The organism is Saccharococcus thermophilus (genome assembly GCF_011761475.1).
Classification (GTDB): Bacteria; Bacillota; Bacilli; order Bacillales; family Anoxybacillaceae; genus Saccharococcus; species Saccharococcus thermophilus.
Genome location: NZ_JAASRS010000001.1, coordinates 1,911,630 through 1,935,949, shown reverse-complemented (window position 1 = coordinate 1,935,949; position 24,320 = coordinate 1,911,630). Strand labels below are relative to the sequence as shown.

The window sequence follows — 24,320 nt, the reverse complement described above, 5'->3', positions numbered from 1 at the left end:
GGGAAAGGGTGAGAACATGAAGAAGTGGCGTTCCCCGCAAATGATCGTTGCAGTTCCAGGCGCCAGTCTAAAAAAAATCATGATTTTAGTAGTATTGGGATGCATGATGATGTTTATGCTAGTAGGAGCGATTACTTCCTTAAAGCCGGAATACCGTATTTCCTCTTCGTCTGTGAACAATGTAACGAATCATTTTCCGCATGAGACGTTTGTCCGCTTATTTGGTTTTGAAAACCATTATTTTACGCAAATGCTGCCAAAGGAGCGGCAACGGGTGAATTACTCCGCTCTGTTGTTTCGCATGGCAACAAGCGTGAATCCGGATGACCCGCGCAGTTTGCTTGGCAGCGAGCTTCCGGGATTTGCGCTCTATGACAGCAAAATTATCGTTGCTGGGGAAGGCACTGATTACACGAACATGCCGTACGAATCTGCTCCGCCGCTGGACGTAATGCTTGCAGAACGGCAGGCTTCTTTAGAGAGCTTGGAAGAATCAGACAAACAGAATGAAGAAAAACAAGTTCCTCCGCCGTCACAAACGACAGGGGGAAGAAAAGTCGTCTATATTTACTTTACGCATACACGTGAATCATACTTGCCTGCTTTAAAAGGAGTTACTGATCCTGATTTAGCGTTCCATCGTACGGTGAATGTTACGAAAGTGGGAGAAAAACTTGCGGAAGAATTGAAAAAACGGGGGATTGGCGCGGAAGTAAGTACGACCGATATAGTAGAAGAGCTACAGAAAAAAGGCATGAAATATTACCAAGCGTACGATATGTCAAGACAATTTGTTGTCGAAGCGATGAACCATGATCGTGATTTGCAATATTTTATCGACATTCATCGCGATTCGCGCCGACGAAAATACACAACTGTCACGATTAACGGCGTCGATTATGCCCGCGTTGCCTTTATTATTGGCGGCGAAAATGCAAAGTATGAAAAAAATTTGCAGCTTGCTGCGCAATTACACCATTTACTGCAAAAAAAATACCCAGGACTTAGTCGAGGCGTGATTGAGAAAATGGGAGCGGGAACAAACGGAAAGTTTAATCAGGATTTATCGGAAAATGCGATTTTAATTGAAATCGGTGGAGTGGACAATACATTTGAAGAACTGTTCCGGTCTGCATCCGCGCTTGCCGATGTGTTTAGCGAATATTATTGGCAGGCACAAAAAGTTCAGGCACCCGCACCGGCAGAAAAACGGTAAAGGAGCAAAGTGGCATGGTCAAGTTGCTTGTTCGGTTCTGCTTTGCCGTGCTGCTTCTCTTTTTTGGCGTATTGCTTGGCATGCAGCAGGCAAATGAGGGACTGCAAAAGATGAGGGGATATGATGATGCATCACTCCCGTCGGTATTTCATGTTTCTAAAGACAAAAGCGGATCCATCGAGGCTTCAGTGTTAGGAAAAAAAGTAGCGGTAGATGATCTCGAGAAGAAAAAGGAGAAAATCGAAAATATTAAGACATTCAACTTATTTTCCGAGCTTGGAAAGCAATTTGCCAACGCCGTCGAGACGTTGATGAAACAGATGCTTTCATTTTTAGCAAAACTGTTCGAGAAGTGACGATCGGTCTCAAACCGGGAAGCAAAAGGACATTGGCGAAACGTAGGAAAGCGGTTTGCCAATGTTTTTTTCTTTCTAGGGGGAGCTTTGCAAAACTATGTCATTGAATCTTGTCTGCTCTGTTGCTATAATCAAAGCTAGTGTAGTTTCGGGAAATAGTAGGAGTGAGAGAGATGAATCGGGAAGAAAGATTAAAACGACGCGAGCGAATTCGCAATTTTTCCATTATTGCTCATATCGACCATGGAAAATCGACGTTAGCGGACCGTATTTTAGAAAAAACAGGCGCGCTTTCCGAACGGGAAATGCGAGAGCAAATGCTAGACTCGATGGATTTGGAGCGGGAGCGCGGCATTACCATTAAGCTAAATGCGGTTCAGTTAAAGTATAAAGCAAAAGATGGAGAAGAATATATTTTCCATTTAATCGATACGCCTGGCCATGTCGATTTTACGTATGAAGTGTCGCGAAGCCTTGCCGCTTGCGAAGGAGCGATTCTCGTTGTCGATGCGGCCCAAGGCATTGAGGCACAGACGTTGGCTAACGTCTATTTAGCGATCGATAATAATTTAGAAATTTTACCGGTCATTAATAAAATCGATTTGCCAAGCGCCGAACCGGAACGCGTTCGCCAAGAGATCGAAGAAGTGATCGGGCTTGACGCATCGGATGCGGTGCTGGCTTCGGCGAAAGTCGGCATTGGCATTGAAGAAATTTTAGAAAAAATTGTAGAGAAAATTCCAGCGCCATCCGGCGACCCAGACGCACCGTTAAAGGCGCTTATTTTTGATTCGCTGTACGACTCCTATCGCGGCGTTGTCGCTTATATTCGCGTTGTTGACGGAACGGTAAAGCCGGGGCAGCGAATTAAAATGATGTCCACCGGCAAAGAGTTTGAGGTCGTCGAAGTCGGTGTGTTTACACCAAAGCCAAAGCTTGTCGACGAATTAACGGTCGGCGATGTCGGCTATTTGACAGCTTCCATTAAAAATGTAAGCGATACGCGCGTCGGCGATACGATCACCGATGCAGAAAATCCGGCTTCCGAGCCGCTGCCAGGATACCGCAAGCTAAACCCAATGGTCTTTTGCGGTATGTATCCGATCGATACAGCACGCTATAACGATTTGCGCGAAGCATTAGAAAAGCTGCAATTAAATGATGCGGCACTTCATTTTGAGCCGGAAACGTCGCAAGCGCTCGGGTTTGGCTTCCGCTGCGGCTTCCTCGGATTATTGCATATGGAAATTGTTCAAGAGCGCATTGAACGTGAATTTAATATTGATTTAATCACAACGGCGCCGAGCGTCGTCTACAAAGTGTACTTAACAGATGGAACGGAAGTAGAAGTGGATAATCCGTCCAATATGCCGGAACCGCAAAGAATTGACCATGTCGAGGAGCCGTACGTCAAAGCGACCATTATGGTGCCGAATGATTATGTGGGGCCAGTGATGGAGCTATGTCAAGCGAAACGCGGCAACTTTGTCGATATGCAATATTTAGATGAAAAACGGGTTACGTTAATTTATGACATTCCGCTTTCGGAAATTGTGTATGACTTCTTTGATACGCTGAAGTCAAGCACGAAAGGATATGCATCGTTTGATTATGAACTGATTGGCTATAAGCCGTCAAAATTGGTGAAAATGGATATTCTTTTAAACGGTGAAAAAATTGACGCGCTATCGTTCATTGTTCACCGCGATGCCGCGTACGAGCGGGGGAAAGTGATTGTCGAAAAATTAAAAGACTTAATCCCGCGCCAGCAGTTTGAAGTGCCGGTGCAAGCGGCCATCGGCAATAAAATTATCGCCCGTTCGACCATCAAAGCGTTGCGGAAAAATGTGTTAGCGAAATGTTACGGCGGGGACGTGTCACGGAAGCGCAAACTGTTGGAAAAGCAAAAAGAAGGGAAAAAACGGATGAAGCAAATCGGTTCGGTCGAAGTTCCGCAAGAGGCGTTTATGGCGGTCTTAAAAATCGATGATAATAAAAAATAATCTGTATGATACAAGGCTGTCTCTTCCTTTTTTGGGATAGCCTTGTTTATTTATAAGAAAGGATGTTGAAGTTGGTTAAATCCGCGTATTTCCACATCCCGTTTTGTGCGCAAATCTGCTACTATTGCGATTTTAATAAAGTGTTTTTCCAAGGACAACCGGTGGATGAATATTTGCAGGCGATGGAGCAAGAAATGAAAAAAACGGTGGAAGCCTTCCCTGCCGAGCGGCTTGACACTTTGTTTGTCGGCGGCGGGACGCCGACTGTTTTAGAAATGAAGCAGCTTGATTTTTTTCTGGAAAGCATTTATAAACACTTTCGTTTTTCCAAAGACGAAGTGGAATTTACATTTGAAGCGAATCCAAATGAACTTACAAGGGAAAAGCTGCAACTGCTAAAAGGTGCGGGAGTCAACCGCCTAAGTTTCGGGGTACAAACGTTTCATGATTCCTTATTAAAGACAATAGGAAGAACACATCGCTATGATGATGTCATACGTACGATTTCATTAGCGAAAGAAGTCGGCTTTGACAATATTAGCATTGATTTAATGTATGGTTTGCCCAATCAGACGCTACAGCAGTTTCAGGCGGACTTGGACATTGCCTTTTCCCTTGATATTCAGCATATTTCTGCTTACTCTCTCATCATTGAACCGAAAACGATTTTTTACAATTTGTGGAGAAAAGGAACGCTTCCGTTACCGAGTGAAGAGGAAGAAGCGGAAATGTATGAGGAAGCGATGCGGCAGATGGAACTTCACGGATATCAGCAATATGAAATCAGCAACTATGCGCGTCCCGGCTTTCAAAGCCGACATAATTTGACGTATTGGAATAATGAAGAATATTACGGCATCGGTGCAGGAGCCCACAGCTATGTGAACGGCGTTCGCCGCGCCAATATCGGTCCGATCAAACAATATATCGCCAAAGTACAGGAAACAGGGCTGCCGTATCGCGAGATTCATCGGGTCACACGGATGGAACAAATGGAAGAAGAAATGTTTTTGGGATTGAGAAAAACAGAAGGAGTATCCAAACAACGCTTTTCCGAAAAGTTTGGAAGAGACGTGCATAAGGTGTTCGGGGCAGCCATTCGTTCCGAACGGCAAAAGGGGCTGCTTGAGGAAACAGATACGCACGTGCGCCTGACCCGCCGAGGACGTCTCCTTGGCAATGAGGTGTTTCAAGCGTTTCTCACCGGAATGTAAACATTGACATTAGCATATGGATTTGATACCTTAATAATAGATTTAGCACTCGGGGTATTTGAGTGCTAACAGAGGTGATGAGCGTGTTAACGGAGCGCCAATTGCTTATTTTGCAAGTGATTATTGATGATTTTATCCGCTCCGGACAGCCTGTCGGGTCGCGGACGTTATCAAAAAAACATGAAATTGCCTTAAGTTCGGCGACGATTCGCAATGAAATGGCTGATTTAGAGGAGCTTGGATATATTGAAAAAACGCATGTGTCCTCCGGCAGGGTGCCATCGGAAAAAGGATACCGTTATTACGTCGATCATTTGTTATCGCCGCAGCGTTTGACGAAAGAGGATATTCAAAAAATCAAGTCTATTTTTGCCGAGCGAATTTATGAATTGGAGAAAGTGGTGCAAAAATCAGCGCAAATTTTATCCGATTTGACGAATTATACGTCGATTGCTCTTGGGCCGGCGGTGAAAGAGAACAAATTAAAACGAATCCAAATCATTCCGTTGAATCAGCAAACCGCTGTGGCGATTATTGTTACCGATACAGGACATGTAGAAGACCATGTCATTACCGTTCCTGCTTCGGTGAATCCGTCGGATCTAGAAAAAATGGTGAATATTTTAAATGAACGGCTAATTGGCGTCCCGCTGATTGATTTAAAGGATAAAATTTATAAAGAAGTGGCCGATGTGCTGCGCAAGCATATTCATAACTACGATAGCATGTTGAAAACGATTGTCGAAACGCTGGACATCCCGCAGGAAGAAAAAATGTTTTTTGCCGGGAAAATGAATATGCTGAACCAGCCGGAGTTTAGCGACATTCAAAAAATTCGGCCGCTCATGAAAATGATTGAGCAGGAAAAAGATTTTTACCGTTTGTTGCGCAAACACAACCGTAAAGGCATTCAAGTGACGATCGGCCGTGAAAATCAATTAAGCGGAATGGAGAACTGCAGCCTGATTACAGCGACGTATTCGATTGGCGATGAGCAGTTGGGTACCATTGCGATTCTTGGACCGACACGAATGGAGTATTCGCGCGTCATTACTATTTTAAACAGGATGGCTTCCGATTTATCCACCGCGTTAACAAAATGGTATCAAAATAGTTAGCAATGGTCATATTGGATAATGGATGGATGGGTGCAATCCATCCTTTCCTTGTGGCTATTTATACATAGACAGGCTGCTTTAAAGGGAGGTGAAACCGATGGAACAAGAACAAAAAGCAACTCAAGAAAAAGCTACATATGAACAAGAGTGGAAAGAGCCAGAGCCGCAAGAGGAAAAAGCAGAAGAGCGCGGCGGAAATGAACCGCAGGAAGGAAACGCGGAAAACACGCAGCAGGATAATACGCAAGAGCAGCAAGAAGCACCTAAAGAAGAACAGCCAAAAGCGGAGCAGGAACAAAACGATGAGCTGGCGGTGGCAAACGCAAAAATTGCGGAACTTGAAGCGAAGATAAAAGAAATGGAAAACCGCTATCTTCGTTTATATGCCGATTTTGAAAACTTCCGTCGCCGCACACGTCAGGAAATGGAAGCGGCAGAAAAGTACCGCGCCCAAAGTTTAGTGAGCGATCTATTGCCGGCTTTGGACAACTTTGAGCGCGCGTTAAAAATAGAGGCGGATAACGAACAGGCGAAATCTATTTTACAAGGAATGGAAATGGTCTACCGTTCCGTATTAGACGCCTTAAAAAAAGAAGGGGTCGAGGCGATCGAAGCGGTTGGCAAACCGTTCGACCCGCATTTGCATCAAGCGGTGATGCAAGTAGAAGACAGCAATTATGAGCCGAACACGGTCGTGGAAGAATTTCAAAAAGGCTATAAACTGAAAGACCGTGTCATTCGTCCGGCAATGGTGAAAGTAAGTCAATAAATGAGTATAGGAGGGTGATCATGATGAGCAAAATTATCGGTATTGACTTAGGAACGACCAACTCCTGCGTTGCCGTATTAGAAGGCGGTGAACCGAAAGTCATTCCAAATCCGGAAGGAAGCCGCACTACTCCTTCTGTTGTGGCGTTTAAAAACGGAGAACGTTTAGTCGGCGAAGTAGCGAAACGGCAAGCAATTACGAACCCAAATACCGTCATCTCTATTAAACGCCATATGGGAACAGACTATAAAGTAGAAATCGAAGGCAAAAAATATACTCCACAAGAAATTTCGGCAATTATTTTGCAATACTTAAAATCGTATGCGGAAGAGTATTTGGGAGAACCGGTGACAAGAGCTGTCATTACCGTTCCGGCTTACTTTAATGATGCACAACGTCAAGCGACAAAAGATGCCGGACGTATTGCGGGTTTACAAGTAGAACGCATCATTAACGAACCGACGGCTGCCGCGCTTGCGTACGGTTTGGATAAAGAAGAAGATCAAACGATCCTCGTCTACGACTTAGGGGGCGGTACGTTTGACGTATCGATTCTTGAACTTGGAGACGGCGTGTTTGAAGTAAAAGCGACAGCCGGCGATAACCATCTTGGTGGGGACGATTTTGACCAAGTCATTATCGATTATTTAGTCGACCAATTTAAGCAGGAGCACGGCATCGATTTATCCAAAGATAAAATGGCGCTGCAACGGTTGAAAGACGCTGCGGAAAAAGCGAAAAAAGAACTTTCCGGCGTCACGCAAACGCAAATTTCCTTGCCGTTTATCAGCGCTAATGAAAGCGGCCCACTCCATTTAGAAACGACATTAACAAGAGCAAAATTTGAAGAGTTGTCCGCCCACCTTGTCGAACGCACGATGGGACCGGTTCGCCAAGCATTGCAAGATGCGGGCTTGACACCAGCGGATATTGACAAAATCATTCTTGTCGGCGGTTCTACGCGCATTCCGGCTGTACAGGAAGCGATTAAACGCGAACTCGGAAAAGAGCCGCATAAAGGGGTCAACCCGGATGAAGTGGTAGCGATTGGTGCGGCGATTCAAGGCGGTGTAATCGCTGGCGAAGTGAAAGACGTCGTTCTTCTTGACGTTACTCCACTGTCGCTCGGAATTGAAACGATGGGCGGCGTATTTACAAAATTAATTGAACGCAACACAACGATCCCAACAAGCAAATCGCAAATTTTCACGACGGCCGCAGATAACCAGACAACGGTCGACATTCACGTGCTGCAAGGGGAACGCCCGATGGCGGCCGATAACAAAACGCTTGGCCGTTTCCAATTGACGGATATTCCGCCTGCACCGCGCGGCGTACCGCAAATTGAGGTAACGTTTGATATCGACGCGAACGGTATTGTCCATGTCCGCGCAAAAGATTTAGGCACGAACAAAGAACAATCGATTACGATTAAATCGTCATCCGGTCTTTCCGAAGAAGAAATTCAACGCATGATTAAAGAGGCGGAAGAAAACGCCGAAGCGGACAGAAAGCGGAAAGAAGCGGCCGAATTGCGCAACGAGGCCGACCACCTAATATTTACGACGGAGAAAACGTTAAAAGAAGTGGAAGGAAAAGTAGACGAAGCAGAAGTGAAAAAAGCGCGTGAAGCAAAAGACGCGCTGAAAGCGGCGCTCGAGAAAAACGATCTCGATGAAATCCGCAAAAAGAAAGAAGCGTTGCAAGAAGCAGTGCAGCAGCTATCGATTAAGCTATACGAACAAGCGGCCAAGCAAGCGCAAAATCAGCAAGCGGGAGCTGACAGCACGACGAAGAAAGATGATAATGTAGTTGATGCAGAATTCGAAGAAGTAAAAGATGATAAATAATACATTGGTGAAAAAAGTCAAAGTCAGGCCTGTCTTGGCTTTGACTTTTTTGCTAATAAGAAGATGCCAGTTTAAATCTATTGCAATCAAAAAGAGAGAAATGCTAAAATTACCTTTATGTGAGTGAATCGGGAGTGGATGATCATCATGGCGAAGCGAGATTATTATGAAATTCTCGGAGTCAGCAAAAACGCGACAAAAGAAGAGATTAAAAAAGCGTATCGGAAGCTTTCGAAAAAGTATCATCCAGATGTGAATAAAGAGCCCGATGCGGCGGAGAAATTTAAAGAAATTAAAGAAGCCTACGAAGTGTTAAGCGATGATCAAAAGCGAGCCCATTACGATCAATTTGGCCACACCGATCCAAATCAAGGCTTCGGTGGATTCCGCAGCGATGATTTTGATTTTGGCGGTTTTAGCGGCTTTGGCGGTTTTGAGGATATTTTCAACACTTTTTTTGGCGGCGGTCGCCGGCGTAATCCGAATGCTCCTAGAGCCGGAGCCGATTTGCAATATACGATGACATTAACATTTGAAGAAGCGGCGTTTGGCAAAGAGACCGATATTGAGATTCCGAGTGAAGAAACGTGCCACACTTGCCATGGCACCGGAGCAAAACCAGGCACAAAGCCGGAAACATGTCCGCATTGTCATGGGGCAGGACAAATCAGCACGGAGCAGTCCACTCCGTTTGGGCGCATTGTCAATCGCCGCACATGTCCATATTGCGGTGGAACAGGGCAATATATTAAAGAAAAATGCACGACATGCGGCGGGACAGGCCGCGTAAAACGACGGAAAAAAATCCATGTGAAAATCCCGGCTGGAATTGATGAAGGACAACAATTGCGCGTCGCCGGTCAAGGAGAGCCGGGGATTAACGGTGGACCGCCAGGAGATTTATATATCGTCTTTCATGTGGAGCCGCATGAATTTTTTGAACGTGACGGCGATGATATTTATTGTGAAGTGCCGCTTACCTTCGCTCAAGCCGCGCTTGGGGATGAGATCGAAGTCCCAACCCTTCACGGGAACGTGAAGTTGAAAATCCCGGCAGGTACGCAAACAGGAACGAGATTCCGCTTAAAAGGAAAAGGAGTGCCGAATGTGCGCGGCTACGGCTATGGTGATCAGCATGTCATTGTCCGTGTTGTGACACCGACGAAACTGACGGAGAAGCAAAAGCAATTATTGCGTGAATTTGACCAATTAGGCGGTTCGAGCATGCATCATGAACCACATGACCGCTTTTTTGATAAGGTAAAAAAAGCGTTTAAAGGAGAATCATGAATTTTATGAAATGGTCAGAAATCAGCATTCATACGACGCATGAGGCAGTCGAGGCGATTTCGAATATTTTGCACGAAGCAGGTGCGGGAGGGGTCGTGATCGAAGACCCGTATGATTTAATCAAAGAAAGAGAAGATTGGTTTGGGGAAATATATGAGCTGAATCCGGACGATTATCCGGAAGAAGGCGTCATTATTAAAGCGTATTTGCCGGTCAACAGCTTTCTCGGCGAAACGGTGGAAGAAATTAAACAGGCGATTAACAATTTATTATTGTACGACATTGATATTGGAAAAAATAAGATTACGATCAGCGAAGTAAATGAAGAGGAATGGGCAACCGCCTGGAAAAAATATTATAATCCTGTGAAAATATCAGAGAAATTTACGATTGTTCCGACGTGGGAAGTTTATGAGCCAGTGTCGAGCGACGAATTGATTATTGAATTGGACCCAGGCATGGCGTTTGGCACGGGGACCCACCCGACGACAGTCATGTGTATTCAGGCGCTGGAGAAATATGTAAGACCTGGAGATATGGTCATTGATGTCGGCACTGGTTCCGGCATTTTAAGCATCGCCGCGGCAATGCTAGGCGCCAAATCCGTCCGCGCTCTTGACTTGGATCCAGTGGCCGTCGATAGTGCAAAGCTTAATGTGAAGCTAAATAAGGTGCAGCATATCGTGACTGTTTCGCAAAACAATTTGCTTGACCACATCGACGAACGGGCAAACATTATTGTTGCCAATATTTTGGCGGAAATTATTTTGCGCTTCGTTGATGATGCGTATCGCCTTCTTGAAAAAGACGGATATTTTATTACGTCTGGAATTATTCAAGCGAAGAAGCAGGAAGTCAAAGACGGCTTAACAGCGGCAGGGTTTGTCATTGAGGAAACGTTAGTGATGGAAGATTGGGTGGCATTTATCGCCAAAAAACGATGAAAAGAAGGGATTGTGTTGCAGCGATATTTTGTTCCCGATAATCAACAGACAAGCGACCGGATTGCCATTGGCGGCGATGACTACCACCATATTGTCCGCGTGATGCGCATGGGAAAGGGAAGCCAATTGATTTGCGTCCTTTCGAGCGGCAAAACAGCTCGGTGCGAAATTGAACAAATTACCAGTGAGAATGTAATAGCTCGTGTTGTAGAATGGATAGAAGAACAAACGGAACTGCCGATTCACATCTATATTGCCCACGGGCTGCCGAAAGGAGATAAATGGGAGTTTGTGATTCAGAAAGGAACGGAGCTTGGTGCTTTCGCTTTTCTTCCTTTTCTGGCGGCTCGCTCTGTTGTCAAATGGGACGCAAAAAAGATGGAGAAAAAAATAGACCGCTGGAAAAAAATCGCAAAAGAGGCGGCAGAGCAAGCGCATCGCAGCCAAATTCCCGATGTGCACGCTCCGCTAACGATCCATGAGCTGATTGAGTTTGCGAAAACGATAGATTACCGAATGGTTGCCTATGAAGAGGAGGCGAAGCAAGGCAATCATCAAACGCTTGCTGCTATTTTTCAACAGATGAAGCGTGGCCAATCTCTCCTTGCCGTGTTTGGACCAGAAGGAGGCTTTGCCGACGAAGAAGTTGAACTTCTGAAGCAGCATGGCTTTTTTTCCTGCAGCCTTGGCCCGCGGATTTTGCGGACCGAAACGGCGCCGCTTTATTTGTTAGCGGTCGCTTCGTACCAATTTGAACTACAGTGAGGTGAGAGCAATGCCAACGGTTGCATTTCATACGCTTGGATGTAAAGTAAATCATTATGAAACGGAAGCGATTTGGCAATTGTTTAAAAAAGCGGGCTATGAACGGAAAGATTTTGAAAGCCGTGCCGACGTGTATGTCATCAATACTTGCACGGTAACGAACACAGGCGATAAAAAAAGCCGCCAAGTCATCCGCCGCGCCATTCGCCGGAATCCGGATGCGGTTGTATGCGTAACGGGATGCTACGCGCAAACGTCACCGGCAGAAGTAATGGCGATTCCGGGGGTAGATATTGTCATCGGCACGCAAGACCGCGGAAAAATTTTAGAATATGTGGAACAGTTTCAACGTGAACGCCAGCCGATTAATGCCGTTCACAACATTATGAGAACACGCGTGTTTGAAGAAATGGACGTTCCAGAGTTTAGCGACCGGACGCGTGCCTCTTTAAAAATTCAAGAAGGATGCAATAACTTTTGCACGTTTTGCATTATTCCATGGGCGCGCGGATTAATGCGTTCCCGCGATCCGAAAGAAATCATCCGCCAGGCACAGCAGCTGGTCGACGCCGGTTATAAAGAAATTGTGTTAACGGGCATTCATACAGGCGGTTACGGTACCGATTTGAAAGACTACAGCTTCGCTGCGCTGCTCCGCGATTTGGACGAGCAAGTTGTCGGTCTGAAACGGCTTCGCATTTCATCGATTGAAGCGAGCCAAATTACCGACGAAGTGATCGACGTGCTCCGCCGTTCCGATAAGATCGTGCGCCATTTGCATATTCCGCTTCAATCGGGCTCCAATACCGTATTAAAACGGATGCGCCGCAAATACACAACCGAATTTTTTGCCGAGCGGCTAGCACGTCTGCGTGAAGTGTTCCCTGAACTGGCGATTACATCGGACGTGATCGTCGGATTCCCGGGCGAAACGGAAGAAGAGTTTATGGAAACATACAACTTTGTGCGCGAACAGCGTTTTTCCGAACTCCACGTCTTCCCGTATTCCAAACGGACAGGCACGCCGGCCGCGCGCATGCCAAATCAAGTGGACGAGGAAGTAAAACATGACCGCGTCCGCCGCTTAATTGCGCTGTCCGACCAATTGGCGAAAGAATACGCCTCGCAATTTGAAGGGCAAGTGCTGGAAGTGATTCCGGAAGAGCGCGACAAAGAAAATCCGGAAAGCGACCTGTATATGGGCTACACCGATAACTATCTAAAAGTGAAATTCCCGGCTACCGAAGAAATGATCGGCGAAATCGTCAAAGTAAAAATTACAAAAGCCGGATATCCGTATAATGAAGGGGAATTTGTCCGCGTTGTTACCGACGGCGCCCCTCAATCCGTAAAATTAAGCTCATAACCCAGCTATTGCAGCTGGGTTTTTTGTTTATAATAAAAGTGGTGTAAACTAGCTTTTTTGAGGAAGTAATGGTATGATGATAGATGTCAGACTTCTATATGGCTTGTGAAGGGAGATTTGTTAAGATGGAAAAAAACATTGCAAAAATGATTGATCATACGTTGCTGAAAGCGGATACAACAAGGGAGCAAATTGTGAAGTTGTGCGAGGAGGCAAAACAATACGGATTTGCTTCCGTCTGCGTCAATCCAACATGGGTGGCAACCGCGGCCGAATTGTTAAAAGGCACGGATGTGAAAGTATGTACGGTAATCGGCTTTCCGCTCGGAGCCAATACGCCGGAAACAAAAGCGTTCGAAGCAAAAAACGCGATTGAAAATGGGGCGGCAGAAGTCGATATGGTGATCAATATCGGCGCGCTGAAAGATGGAAACGATGAGCTTGTGGAACGAGATATCCGCGCCGTTGTCGACGCAGCAAAAGGAAAAGCGCTTGTGAAAGTGATTATTGAAGCGTGTCTCCTTACCGAAGAAGAAAAAGTCCGCGCCTGCCAGCTCGCCGTTAAAGCAGGCGCGGATTATGTCAAAACGTCGACCGGTTTTTCTACCGGCGGTGCGACAGTCGAAGATGTGGCTTTAATGCGCAAAACAGTCGGACCAAACATCGGTGTGAAAGCCTCCGGTGGCGTCCGTGACGTGCAAAGCGCAAACGCCATGATACAAGCAGGGGCCACGCGCATCGGGACAAGTTCCGGCGTAGCGATCGTCGAAGGAAAAACGACACGCACTGATTATTAAGGACGCCTGCCGTGGAAAAATAATATAGCCGCTTCGATCCAACGGGTAAATGGCAGCGCCGCTAGCGAACAAATGACGTTAAACAGGACGCTGATATGGGCCAACTGTACGTCTGGAGAAGTGCTCAACCTGCTTGCTATGGAGGCGAGCGGGCCGATAAAAAAAGAAAAGATGACAACGCCAACGACATTAAACCATAAATGAGTATACGCGGTTAATTTCGCTTCATAGGTGGAGCCGATGCTGGCAAGAAGGCCGGTTACACAGGAGCCGATATTCGCGCCAAGCAAAATGGCAATGCCGGCTGGCAAGGTTAATAAATGCTCATTTAAAAAACCCATTGCAATGCCGATCGTTGCCGCACTTGAATGGATCATGGCTGTAAAAATGATGCCGATCATTATTCCGATAAAAGGAGAATGGGCAGTCTTTTTCAGCCATTCGTCAATGATCGGATAAGCGGCTAGAGGCTTTGCCAATTGGCTAAACCCGTTCATGGCAAAAAATAAAGAAGCGAGTCCGACCAGAATCATTCCTATGCTATAGGCAGGACGGTAACGCCCAAAAAAGACAAGAATCACGCCAATGAAAAGCAATGGAATGGCGTTGTCGCCGACGTGAAGCGTCATGATTTCTGTCGTGATGGTAGAGCCGATATTGCTCCCCAAAATGATGCCGATCGATTGCCGGAATGTAAGGTATCCGGTGGAGACGAGCCCCACTGTAATGACCATCACGGCAGAGCTGCTTTGCATAAGGCCGGTAGTCACTGTCCCGGTAAGAAATCCTTGCCATGGGGTGTTTGTAAAGCGTAATAGCCACCGCTTCAGACGGTGTCCGGATAAAGCGTAGAATCCCGCTTTCATCATAAACATGCCAAGAAGAAAAATACCGGTATATACAGAGAACCAAATGAGTATTTGCACCACTTGTCCTTCCCCCTTTCATCTTATTTGTATGGGCAAGGAAGGATAACAATGACAGTTTTTTATTGACCTTTGGCGCGAGCATGTATTATAATTGACAAGTACACGCATAGTAACAAAATGTAATGGTTGTTGCTCGGAGGGAGGGAAGTAGGATGTCAAAAACCATCGTTCGCAAAAACGAATCGATTGACGACGCTCTTCGTCGCTTCAAGCGTGCCGTTTCCAAAACAGGTACACTGCAAGAAGTAAGAAAGCGCGAATTTTATGAAAAGCCAAGCGTCAGACGGAAGAAAAAGTCTGAAGCGGCTAGAAAGCGCAAACATTAAAAGAGGGTGTATATATGAGTCTTCTCGATCGTTTAAATAACGATATGAAGCAGGCGATGAAAAACAGAGAAAAAGAGAAACTCTCCGTTCTTCGCATGTTGAAAGCGGCGTTGCAAAACGAAGCGATTAAACTTAACAAAGGCGAATTATCGGAAGACGAAGAGCTAACCGTTCTTTCTCGCGAATTAAAGCAGCGTAAAGACTCCCTCCAAGAATTCGAAAACGCTGGCCGTGCCGACCTTGTGGAAAAAACAAAGGTGGAACTGGAAATTGTTCAATCATATATGCCAAAGCCATTCACAGAGGAAGAGCTCTTGGAAATCATCAAGCAGACGATTGCCGAAGTAGGGGCTTCCTCAAAAGCGGATATGGGGAAAGTGATGGGAGCGATCATGCCGAAAGTAAAAGGAAAAGCGGATGGCTCTCTCGTCAATAAACTTGTCCAACAACAACTTTCGCAATGATGAACAGGGTGCTCCGTATGGCGGAGCACCCTTTGTTTTTTCAAAACAGGTGCTATAACCCCTTTTCATCTCATACATATGAGATGAAAGGGGGTTCTTTTTTATGGTGAAAAAGTGGCGCCAGCAGATGAAAAGATGGATAACCGATAAATTGGAGCTTCCCGCTGATATTATGATGGATCTTCCCCGCATTACAATGGTTGGGCAAATACATATTTATATTGAAAATCACCAGGGACTATTGACGTTTAGCGATAAAGAACTGCGCCTCCTTTTAAAGCAAGGGCAACTCCTCGTCCGCGGCGAAAAGTTTGTCATCAAAACGATTTTGCCAGAAGAAATTTTATTGGAAGGGAAAATCAGCCAAGTGATTTATATAGATGAATAACGGTTCATGGGAGGAAAGGCGATGAAAAACCAATGGATGAACGTACTGATCGGCAGCGTAAGGGTGAAAGCCAAAGGCAAAGGTGTGGAACGATTGCTTAACGCGTGTGTGCGCAATGATATTGCCATTTGGAATGTGAAAAAGCATAGCGATCATATTGCGACGTTTTTTATTAAGCTAAGCGATGTGAAGCGTTTGCGCATTGTCGCCCGAAGAAGCGAGTGCAAACTTTATTTTGTAGAAAAAACAGGTTTTCCATTTTTTTTGCGGAAAGCAGTAACGAACACGGGGTTTTTAGTCGGCATGTGTCTATTTTTCACTATTGTCTTTTTGCTTTCCAATATGATATGGAGGATTGAAATCAAAGGAGCAAAGCCGGAAACAGAATATCGCATATCGAAAGAATTGAAACAAATGGGAGTGGAAGAAGGAGCGTTTCAATTTCTTATCGATGACCCGGAAACGATCCAAAAAAAGCTAACCGACCGCATTGATGCAATTACATGGGTCGGCGTAGAGCTGAAAGGGACGACGCTTTATTTTCGGGTGGCGGAAAAAGAACAGCCCGACGAGCCTAAACCAATAGGGGCGCGTCATTTAGTGGCGAAAAAGAAGGCGATTATTACAGATATGTTTGTCGAAGAAGGGCAACCGATCGTTTCCGTTCATGACCATGTTACGAAAGGACAGCTGCTTGTGTCCGGAATGATCGGAAAAGAGGGGAAAACAAAATTAGTGCCGGCGAGGGGAAAAGTTTTTGGCGAAACATGGTACAAGTCTACCGTTGTCCTGCCGCTTCATGCGACATTTCGCGTATTAACGGGAAAATATATGGAAAAACATTATATAACGATCGGGAATATTTCCATTCCAATATGGGGATGGCAAAAGCCGAAGTTTACGAATTATGAAATCGATGTGCAGAAAAGGCCGTTTCGTTTTTTGCGATGGGACTTGCCCTTATATTACGAGCGCGTCATTTTCCGGGAGACAGCGGAAGTAAAGCGACGCTATACGTGGGACGAAGCGTTTGCGAAGGCGAAGGAACTTGCCCGTGAGGAATTAAAAGAAAAACTGCCCGATGATGCTTCCATAAAAGGTGAAAAAGTTTTGCATCAGACGAAAGAGAATGATAAAGTAAGGGTAGAATTGCATTATCAAGTGATTGAAAATATTGCAATACCACAACCTATCGTTCAAGGAGATTGAGGATGTCAGAGGAGTTTGTAACGATTAGTCAACAATTGGAAAACGCAAACGAAGCAATTGCCCTGTTCGGTATTCATGATGCCCATCTCAAACGATTGGAAGAGGAATTAGGGGTTTCCATTGTCACAAGAGGGGAAACTGTGAGCGTTTCCGGTACTCCCGAGCAGGTACAGCTTGTTGACGACCTGTTGCGCCACTTATTGATCATCATCCGCAAAGGAATTGCAGTTAGCGAACGGGATGTGATGTATGCGGTGCAGTTAGCGAAAAAAGGAGCGCTCGACTATTTGATCAGCTTATATGAGGAAGAAATAACGAAAAATGTAAAAGGAAAATCGATTCGCGTCAAAACGTTAGGACAGCGGCACTACGTAACCGCCATCAAGCAGCACGATCTTGTGTTCGGAATCGGTCCAGCCGGAACCGGGAAAACATATCTGGCGGTGGTCATGGCTGTTCGTGCGCTAAAAAATGGGCAAGTGAAACGCATTATTCTGACCCGTCCGGCGGTGGAGGCGGGAGAAAGTTTAGGATTTTTACCGGGAGATTTAAAAGAAAAAGTAGATCCATATTTGCGCCCGCTTTATGATGCGCTGCATGATGTATTAGGAGTAGACCACACGCAGCGCCTCATTGAGCGCGGAACGATCGAGATTGCCCCGCTTGCTTACATGCGCGGGAGAACGTTGGAAGATGCTTTTGTCATTTTAGACGAAGCGCAAAACACAACCCCGGCACAGATGAAAATGTTCCTAACAAGGTTGGGATTTGGTTCAAAAATGGTGATTACCGGCGATATTTCGCAAGTGGATTTGCCGAAGGGAGTAAAATCAGGACTTGCCGTAGCCAAAGAAATATTGTCTACCGTTAATGGCGTTTCATTTGTTTTTCTCGAGCAATCGGATGTAGTGCGCCATCCGCTCGTGGCGAAAATTATTGAAGCGTATGACCAAGCAGGCATATAGAGTGAAAAGACCCGTTTTCCGCAGGGTCTTTTCTTTAAAGTGAGGGGAAAAACCGGTGGAAAGGATTCGTTTTTTTCTAGAGCATACGAGCCATGTTCGTTTTGTCCGCTATCTTTTATTTTTGTTTTTAGGGCTGATGCTGTTTGCGGTTCTTTACTGGCAAGTGAAGCCGCACCAATATGAACTGCGCCTATTTGACATCGCAAAAGAAACAATTCGGTCGCCGATTACGATCGAAGATAAGGAGGCGACGGAAAAACTAAAAAGGGAAGCGGCAGATAAAGTAGCCGATGTTTATACATTAAAGAAGGAATACGCGGAAAATCGCGTCGATTTAATTTCTTCCTTATTTACGACGATTATGGACATACAAGCCAAGGCCAAAGAAGAGAGCGAAGCGCAAACGGACATGGTGGATGCGTTGCAGAAGCGGCTGCCGCCGGAATGGTTTTCTTATTTGTCGGTCAATGAGTGGAAAACGTTGCTTCATGCAGCCCCAGAAGATATAAAAAACGCGAAAGAAGCAGCGGTAACGGCCGTCCATTCGATTATGGCGGAGCGGATTACGCAATCGGAGTTAGACAAGGCAAGAGAGAAAGTAACGGATGAATTGAAGTACGTTATGCTTTCGCAGCCATTAAAAGAAATTGTTACAAAGCTTACCAAACAGGCGATCATTCCAAACGTGATTTACGACCGGACGGCTACGGAAGAAAAGCGGAGACAGGCGATGGATGAAATCAAGCCGGTAAGAATTTTGCAAGGACAAGTGATTGCTGAGGAAGGGCAGTTTATTACGAATGAAATTTATCACCAGCTGCAGCTTGTCGGTTTATTGCAAAACGACCGTTCTTTCCAGCCGCTGATCGGCTTTTTCCTTTTGGTGTTACTTTTGCTTTCTCCGATTGTTTATTACTTTGGACGCGAACGGACAAACAAGGATTTATTTCTATTCACTACAATATTTACGATCACTATGCTGATGATGGTGTTTGTCCGTCTTTTGCCGCAAGGGAATACGATTTCCACGGGCTATTTGGTGCCGGTCGCTTTCGCTGCCATGCTCGTCCGCATCTTGCTTGGGGAGCGAATAGCGGTGATGACAGCCATTCTTTGCGCTGTATGCGGAAGCTTGATGTTTAATGAAGAAATAGGGGCAAACGGCACGATACAAGTCTCGTTGGCGATTTACTTACTAACAGGCGGATTGGCAGGCAGTTTCTTTTTGTCTAGCCAGTTGCGCAAGGCAAAAATTTGGCAGGCGGGGGTATTTGTCGCATTTATCAATATCGTTGTGATGCTAGCCATGGTTTTGCTGAAAAATGGCCATTATTCGTTTTCGGAGATGGGAATGTTTCTGTTAATGGCGCTTGCCTCTGGCGTTTTTTCGTCAATTTTAACGATTGGGCTGTTGCCGGTGTTGGAAGCAGGATTCGGCATTTTGTCGCCAATGAAATTAATCGAGTTATCCAATCCGAACCACCCGCTGCTTCGCAAAATTTTAACCGAAGCGCCGGGAACGTACCATCATAGTATCATGGTTGCCAATTTAGCGGAAGCTGCTTGCGAAGCGATCGGAGCGAACGGGCTTTTGGCGCGTGTCGCCTGCTACTACCATGACATCGGAAAAACGAAACGGCCGCGCTATTTTATTGAAAACCAAATCGGCGGCAATCCCCATGATCATTTATCGCCGCAGTTAAGCAAAAATATTATCCTTGCCCATGTGGCGGATGGAGTAGCGATGTTAAAGAAGCATCGCATGCCGAGAGAAATCATTGATATTGCCGAACAGCATCATGGTACGACACTATTAAAATATTTTTACCATAAAGCGCTACAGCAAACAGGTGATGCATCACCGGAGGAATTTCGCTACCCGGGGCCGAAGCCGCAAACGAAAGAAGCAGCGATTGTTAGCATTGCCGATAGCGTCGAGGCGGCGGTACGTTCGCTTTCCAATCCATCGAAGGAGAAAATCGAAAAAATTGTCCGCTCGATTATTGCGGATCGATTGCAAGACAATCAATTGAATGAATGTGATATTACATTAAAAGAATTAGAAATCGTTGCCCGCACGCTTTGTGAGACGCTAAATGGTGTATTTCATTCGCGCATCGAATATCCAGAGATACGAAAGGAAAAGGTGAAGCACGCATGATTCTCTACATTGATTTTATCGACGAAACGAATGAAGTGACGGAAGAACAAATAACGATGATTGAGCAGTTGCTAAACTATGCGGCGGAAATGGAAGGAGTCCCTCAAGGGGCAGAAGTGAGCATTTCCTTTGTCGACAATGAGCGAATTCGCATCATCAACCGCGACTACCGAGGAAAAGACCAGCCGACCGATGTGATTTCCTTCGCGCTTGAGGAAAAAGGAGAAGGGGAAATTGACATTATCGGCGCTGATGTTCCGCCATTGCTTGGCGATATTATTATTTCGATTCCAAAGGCAAAAGAACAAGCGGAGGAATATGGGCATTCGTTCATGCGCGAGCTCGGCTTTTTGGCGGTGCATGGCTTTTTGCATCTGTTAGGGTATGATCATAAAACGGTGGAAGAAGAGAAAACGATGTTTTCCAAACAAGAAGAGATTTTAAATCGATTTGGGTTAACAAGATAGCTATGAATTGGCAAAGGGAAAGAAAACGCTTTGCTTGCGCATGGGAAGGAATGATGACGGCGATGAAAGAAGAGGCGCATATGCGTGTTCATATCGCCTTAGCTGTTATTGTCATTGTTGCCGCTGTCATCGTTCACATTTCCAAATGGGAATGGCTTGTTCTTTTACTGACCATCGGGAGCGTAATTACATTAGAGCTTATCAACACGGCGATCGAGCGTGCCGTCAATTTAGTGACAACCGACTTCCATCCGCTGGCCAAAGCGGCAAAAGATATTGCAGCGGCTGCTGTTTTGTTCGCCGCTATTGTCGCGGTTATCATTGGAATCATCATCTTTCTGCCGCATGTGATATAGATAAGTAGGAAAATTCTAATTTTTCTGTTATATTTTTATGTAAGATGATGAAATTTATAAAGATTTTTTGTAAAATAAAAGAAAGAGGTAAATTGTCTCCCAAGTCGAGAAAGGAAGAGAAATGTTGAAAATGAATGAACTCATCGAAGAAGCAAAAAAAGCACGAGAATATGCCTACGTTCCTTATTCGAAATTTAAAGTTGGCGCCGCTTTATTAACCAAAGACGGAAAAGTGTACCGCGGTTGCAATATTGAAAACGCTGCTTACAGCATGTGCAATTGTGCGGAACGAACGGCGCTTTTTAAGGCGTATTCGGAAGGGGATAAGGAATTCGCCGCTCTGGCGGTGATTGCCGATACGCCCCGGCCAGTCCCCCCTTGTGGCGCCTGTCGTCAAGTTATTTCTGAGCTATGTCCAAGCGATATGAAAGTAATCTTGGCTAATTTAAACGGCGATATCATGGAGCTAACGGTGAAAGAACTATTACCACAAGCTTTTTCAGCGGAGGATATGTATGAATAAGGAAGGATATAAATCAGGATTCGTAGCGATTGTCGGAAGACCAAACGTAGGAAAATCCACGTTTTTAAACCGTGTCATTGGTCAAAAAATCGCAATTATGAGCGATAAGCCGCAAACGACACGAAATAAAATTCAAGGTGTTTACACGACGGATGATGCGCAAATTATTTTTATTGATACGCCAGGAGTGCATAAGCCGAAACATAAGCTTGGCGACTTTATGATGAAGGTGGCGTTGAACGCGTTAAGGGAAGTCGACCTTATCTTGTTTATGGTTAATGTCGAAGAAGGATTTGGACGCGGCGACGCATTTATTATTGAACGGCTTAAAGAAGTGAATACCCCAGTGTTTCTAGTAATGAATAAAATTGATAAAGTTCATCCGGATGATTTATTGCCGCTTATCGATCAATATAAAAACCTTTATCCGTTCGCCGAGATTGTTCCGATTTCCGCATTGCAAGGAAACAATGTAGAGAACTTGGTTCTGCAAATTAAAAAATATTTGCCGGAAGGTCCACAATATTATCCGCCTGACCAAATCACCGATCATCCGGAACAGTTTATTATCGCGGAGTTGATTCGTGAGAAAGCGCTTCACTTAACGCGTGAAGAAGTTCCGCATTCCATTGCTGTCGTAGTGGAAAGAATTGAGCGGCGCGAGGATAGTGACACCGTCTATGTCGGTGCCGTCATTATCGTAGAGCGCGATTCGCAAAAAGGGATCATCATTGGAAAGCAAGGACGGATGTTAAAAGAAATTGGACAGCGGGCGCGCATGGATATTGAAGCTCTTCTTGGATCAAAAGTATTTTTGGAGCTATGGGTCAAAGTGCAAAAAGATTGGCGCAATCGTCTCGCCCAGTTGCGTGACTTCGGATTCCGGGAAGAGGAGTATTAATTAGAAAATTTTACGCAACATAAACATTTGATGTCGGAGTCAATCTATGATTAGACGGGAAAACAAGCAATGCTGCAAGGCGGAAAGAGGTGTGGTTCCATGATTGAATTTACTTGGAAATTATTTAGCCAAACGGGCAATATTGACACATATCTTCTTTTTAAAGAACTGGAAAGAGAGCAACAGCCTAGCGGCGATAAACAGGAAACGGAACTAGAGGAAGTCGATCAGCCTATTTTTTGATGGGTGTTCTCGTAAATCGGTGGTGATACGCTTGTTTGAAAAATGTGAAGCAATTGTTATCCGTACAGTCGATTATGGCGAAACAAATAAAATCGTTACCTTCTTCACGAGAGAATGGGGAAAGGTGGCTGCGATGGCGCGTGGAGCGAAAAAGCCAAGCAGCCGCCTTTCTGCTGTTACACAACCGTTTACATATGGCCACTACTTAATCCGCAGAAGCCGCGGGGTTGGAGTGCTGCATCAAGGGGAGATCATTGATTCGATGCGCACCATCCGCGAAGATATTTTCACTGCAGCATATGCATCCTATATTGTAGAGCTGACTGATAAAATCACCGAGGAGCAAAAGCGCAATCCGTATTTATTTGAGCTGCTCCTGCAGACATTACAATATATGAACGAAGGGCGCGATTTAGAGATTCTCACTTGTATTTATGAGGTGAAAATGTTATCAGTGATGGGGATTCCCCCGACATTAGATCGTTGTGCAATATGCAACCGAACGGAAGGAAATTTTTCTTTTTCAGTGAGGGAAGCCGGTTTTCTTTGCCATCGTTGCGAGGCTGCCGATCCGCACCGCATTCCGCTTTCTGCAGCCGCTGTCCGACTGTTGCGCTTGTTTTATTACATCGATATATCAAGGCTAGGAACTATTTCTGTAAAAGAAAGAACGAAGCGAGAACTTCGTACCGTCATTTCTTCCTATTATGACGAATATTCCGGATTGTCGCTGAAAACGAAACGTTTTTTAAAGCAAATTGATGAATTAAAAGTGATAAGTTCATCTGGCCCAAACACGGGAAACCGTAATGAAAACAACGAAAATACAAGCGATCATTAGTTATCTTTCCGCATACAAAATTTTCTCCTTAGAAACGGAGTGTAGTATAATAATGATGTAACCTGGCGTTCCATCCTTTGCGCTTTTATCAAAGGATCATCGACTGTCACGCATTAGCGTGACAGTCGAAAATCTATGACAACTTCTTATGATCAGAGGTCTAATCTTCGAGTTAAACTGATATAGCTTTTGCGTAAGGTGGTGAGCAACGATCGAACTGAATAAACGCCAAGAGCAAATTTTGCAGATTGTGAAAGATCATGGCCCGATTACGGGAGAGAGCATTGCCGAGAAATTGAATTTAACGAGGGCCACATTGCGTCCGGATCTGGCGATCTTAACGATGGCGGGCTATTTGGAAGCACGGCCTCGGGTGGGGTATTTTTATACAGGAAAAACAGGATCTCAGTTACTGGCCGATAAAATAAAAAAGATAAAGGTCGCTGATTACCAGTCGATTCCAGTTGTTGTCAATGAAAATGTAAGCGTATATGATGCGATTGTGACGATGTTTCTCGAAGATGTTGGCACATTGTTTGTCGTTGACGATGAATCACTGCTAGTGGGTGTACTATCACGGAAAGACTTGCTTCGTGCAAGCATTGGCAAACAGGAGTTGACGACGATACCTGTCAATATCATTATGACGAGAATGCCAAATATAGCGGTTTGTTATAAAGACGATCCTCTTATTGAAGTAGCGGAGCGGCTAATTGAAAAGCAAATCGACGCTATGCCGGTCGTGCGGAAAACGGAGAAAGGTTATGAAGTCATTGGGCGAATAACGAAAACAAATATGACAAAGGCGTTTGTTGCGCTAGCAAAAGACGATTTGTTATAGGAGAAAAAGGAGGAGAAA

The 24,320-nt window shown here is 45.2% G+C and carries 26 protein-coding genes; 25 read left to right on the top strand and 1 reads right to left on the bottom strand.

Going from position 1 to position 24,320, the window contains the following annotated elements:
- Nucleotides 1-16: 16 nt before the first annotated feature.
- The 12 genes from spoIIP (at nt 17) to deoC (ending at nt 13,688) form a co-directional block, all read left to right on the top strand.
- A complete protein-coding gene (gene spoIIP, locus BDD39_RS10140) occupies nt 17-1,216 on the top strand; it encodes a stage II sporulation protein P (protein WP_166910414.1) in 1,200 nt (399 codons plus the stop codon).
- 14 nt (nt 1,217-1,230) lie between these two features.
- Nucleotides 1,231-1,572 (top strand): DUF3679 domain-containing protein, encoded by a 342-nt coding sequence (locus BDD39_RS10135; RefSeq protein ID WP_166910412.1) that lies wholly within the window; start codon nt 1,231-1,233, stop codon nt 1,570-1,572.
- Nucleotides 1,573-1,745: 173 nt separating this feature from the next.
- The gene (gene lepA / locus BDD39_RS10130; RefSeq protein ID WP_166910410.1) at nt 1,746-3,575 is read left to right on the top strand and encodes a translation elongation factor 4; all 1,830 of its coding nucleotides are present in this window, start codon (nt 1,746-1,748) and stop codon (nt 3,573-3,575) included.
- A 71-nt stretch (nt 3,576-3,646) separates the two neighbouring features.
- A complete protein-coding gene (gene hemW, locus BDD39_RS10125; RefSeq protein WP_166910408.1) occupies nt 3,647-4,789 on the top strand; it encodes a radical SAM family heme chaperone HemW in 1,143 nt (380 codons plus the stop codon).
- 83 nt (nt 4,790-4,872) lie between these two features.
- Nucleotides 4,873-5,907 (top strand): heat-inducible transcriptional repressor HrcA, encoded by a 1,035-nt coding sequence (gene hrcA / locus BDD39_RS10120; RefSeq protein WP_166912370.1) that lies wholly within the window; start codon nt 4,873-4,875, stop codon nt 5,905-5,907.
- 97 nt (nt 5,908-6,004) lie between these two features.
- Nucleotides 6,005-6,676, top strand: a complete 672-nt coding sequence (gene grpE / locus BDD39_RS10115) for a nucleotide exchange factor GrpE (protein WP_166910406.1) — start codon at nt 6,005-6,007, stop codon at nt 6,674-6,676.
- Nucleotides 6,677-6,699: 23 nt separating this feature from the next.
- Nucleotides 6,700-8,526, top strand: coding sequence for a molecular chaperone DnaK (gene dnaK, locus BDD39_RS10110; protein ID WP_166912368.1), 1,827 nt, complete (start codon nt 6,700-6,702; stop codon nt 8,524-8,526).
- 147 nt (nt 8,527-8,673) lie between these two features.
- Entirely contained in the window at nt 8,674-9,816 is a 1,143-nt protein-coding gene (gene dnaJ / locus BDD39_RS10105) for a molecular chaperone DnaJ (protein WP_166910404.1), read from the top strand.
- A gap of 5 nt (nt 9,817-9,821) precedes the next feature.
- Nucleotides 9,822-10,760, top strand: a complete 939-nt coding sequence (prmA, locus tag BDD39_RS10100) for a 50S ribosomal protein L11 methyltransferase (protein ID WP_166910402.1) — start codon at nt 9,822-9,824, stop codon at nt 10,758-10,760.
- Nucleotides 10,761-10,775: 15 nt separating this feature from the next.
- Nucleotides 10,776-11,525, top strand: coding sequence for a 16S rRNA (uracil(1498)-N(3))-methyltransferase (locus BDD39_RS10095; RefSeq protein WP_166910400.1), 750 nt, complete (start codon nt 10,776-10,778; stop codon nt 11,523-11,525).
- A gap of 10 nt (nt 11,526-11,535) precedes the next feature.
- Complete coding sequence (mtaB, locus tag BDD39_RS10090; protein WP_166910398.1) at nt 11,536-12,891, top strand: tRNA (N(6)-L-threonylcarbamoyladenosine(37)-C(2))-methylthiotransferase MtaB; 1,356 nt, start codon at nt 11,536-11,538, stop codon at nt 12,889-12,891.
- 125 nt (nt 12,892-13,016) lie between these two features.
- Nucleotides 13,017-13,688, top strand: a complete 672-nt coding sequence (gene deoC / locus BDD39_RS10085; RefSeq protein ID WP_166910396.1) for a deoxyribose-phosphate aldolase — start codon at nt 13,017-13,019, stop codon at nt 13,686-13,688.
- Here the strand turns inward: deoC and BDD39_RS10080 are convergent.
- A complete protein-coding gene (locus BDD39_RS10080; RefSeq protein WP_166910394.1) occupies nt 13,685-14,617 on the bottom strand; it encodes a Na/Pi symporter in 933 nt (310 codons plus the stop codon). The two genes, deoC and BDD39_RS10080, sit on opposite strands and share 4 nt — an antisense overlap.
- Nucleotides 14,618-14,769: 152 nt before the next feature.
- On the opposite strand from BDD39_RS10080, the gene rpsU reads away from it, so the two are divergent.
- The 13 genes from rpsU (at nt 14,770) to ccpN (ending at nt 24,302) form a co-directional block, all read left to right on the top strand.
- Nucleotides 14,770-14,943 (top strand): 30S ribosomal protein S21, encoded by a 174-nt coding sequence (gene rpsU, locus BDD39_RS10075; protein ID WP_008879912.1) that lies wholly within the window; start codon nt 14,770-14,772, stop codon nt 14,941-14,943.
- Between the two features lie 14 nt (nt 14,944-14,957).
- The gene (locus BDD39_RS10070) at nt 14,958-15,407 is read left to right on the top strand and encodes a GatB/YqeY domain-containing protein (protein WP_166910392.1); all 450 of its coding nucleotides are present in this window, start codon (nt 14,958-14,960) and stop codon (nt 15,405-15,407) included.
- A gap of 103 nt (nt 15,408-15,510) precedes the next feature.
- On the top strand, nt 15,511-15,795 hold the full coding sequence (gene yqfC, locus BDD39_RS10065) for a sporulation protein YqfC (RefSeq protein ID WP_166910390.1): 285 nt from the start codon (nt 15,511-15,513) through the stop codon (nt 15,793-15,795).
- A gap of 21 nt (nt 15,796-15,816) precedes the next feature.
- The gene (gene yqfD / locus BDD39_RS10060; protein ID WP_166910388.1) at nt 15,817-17,004 is read left to right on the top strand and encodes a sporulation protein YqfD; all 1,188 of its coding nucleotides are present in this window, start codon (nt 15,817-15,819) and stop codon (nt 17,002-17,004) included.
- 2 nt (nt 17,005-17,006) lie between these two features.
- Nucleotides 17,007-17,969, top strand: a complete 963-nt coding sequence (locus BDD39_RS10055; RefSeq protein ID WP_166910386.1) for a PhoH family protein — start codon at nt 17,007-17,009, stop codon at nt 17,967-17,969.
- A 55-nt stretch (nt 17,970-18,024) separates the two neighbouring features.
- A complete protein-coding gene (locus BDD39_RS10050) occupies nt 18,025-20,130 on the top strand; it encodes an HDIG domain-containing metalloprotein (protein WP_166910384.1) in 2,106 nt (701 codons plus the stop codon).
- On the top strand, nt 20,127-20,597 hold the full coding sequence (gene ybeY, locus BDD39_RS10045) for an rRNA maturation RNase YbeY (RefSeq protein ID WP_166910382.1): 471 nt from the start codon (nt 20,127-20,129) through the stop codon (nt 20,595-20,597). The genes BDD39_RS10050 and ybeY overlap by 4 nt, the downstream gene beginning before the upstream one ends.
- 2 nt (nt 20,598-20,599) lie before the next feature.
- Entirely contained in the window at nt 20,600-20,953 is a 354-nt protein-coding gene (locus tag BDD39_RS10040; RefSeq protein ID WP_166910380.1) for a diacylglycerol kinase family protein, read from the top strand.
- A 121-nt stretch (nt 20,954-21,074) separates the two neighbouring features.
- Nucleotides 21,075-21,476 (top strand): cytidine deaminase, encoded by a 402-nt coding sequence (locus tag BDD39_RS10035; RefSeq protein WP_380630437.1) that lies wholly within the window; start codon nt 21,075-21,077, stop codon nt 21,474-21,476.
- Nucleotides 21,469-22,377: a GTPase Era gene (gene era, locus BDD39_RS10030; protein WP_166910376.1), complete on the top strand. Its 909-nt coding sequence runs from the start codon at nt 21,469-21,471 to the stop codon at nt 22,375-22,377. Before BDD39_RS10035 ends, era begins: the two co-directional genes overlap by 8 nt.
- 99 nt (nt 22,378-22,476) lie before the next feature.
- Nucleotides 22,477-22,620 (top strand): YqzL family protein, encoded by a 144-nt coding sequence (locus BDD39_RS10025; protein ID WP_166910374.1) that lies wholly within the window; start codon nt 22,477-22,479, stop codon nt 22,618-22,620.
- A 31-nt stretch (nt 22,621-22,651) separates the two neighbouring features.
- Nucleotides 22,652-23,461: a DNA repair protein RecO gene (recO, locus tag BDD39_RS10020; RefSeq protein ID WP_166910372.1), complete on the top strand. Its 810-nt coding sequence runs from the start codon at nt 22,652-22,654 to the stop codon at nt 23,459-23,461.
- 211 nt (nt 23,462-23,672) lie between these two features.
- Nucleotides 23,673-24,302 (top strand): transcriptional regulator CcpN, encoded by a 630-nt coding sequence (gene ccpN, locus BDD39_RS10015; protein ID WP_341801493.1) that lies wholly within the window; start codon nt 23,673-23,675, stop codon nt 24,300-24,302.
- Nucleotides 24,303-24,320: the final 18 nt, after the last annotated feature.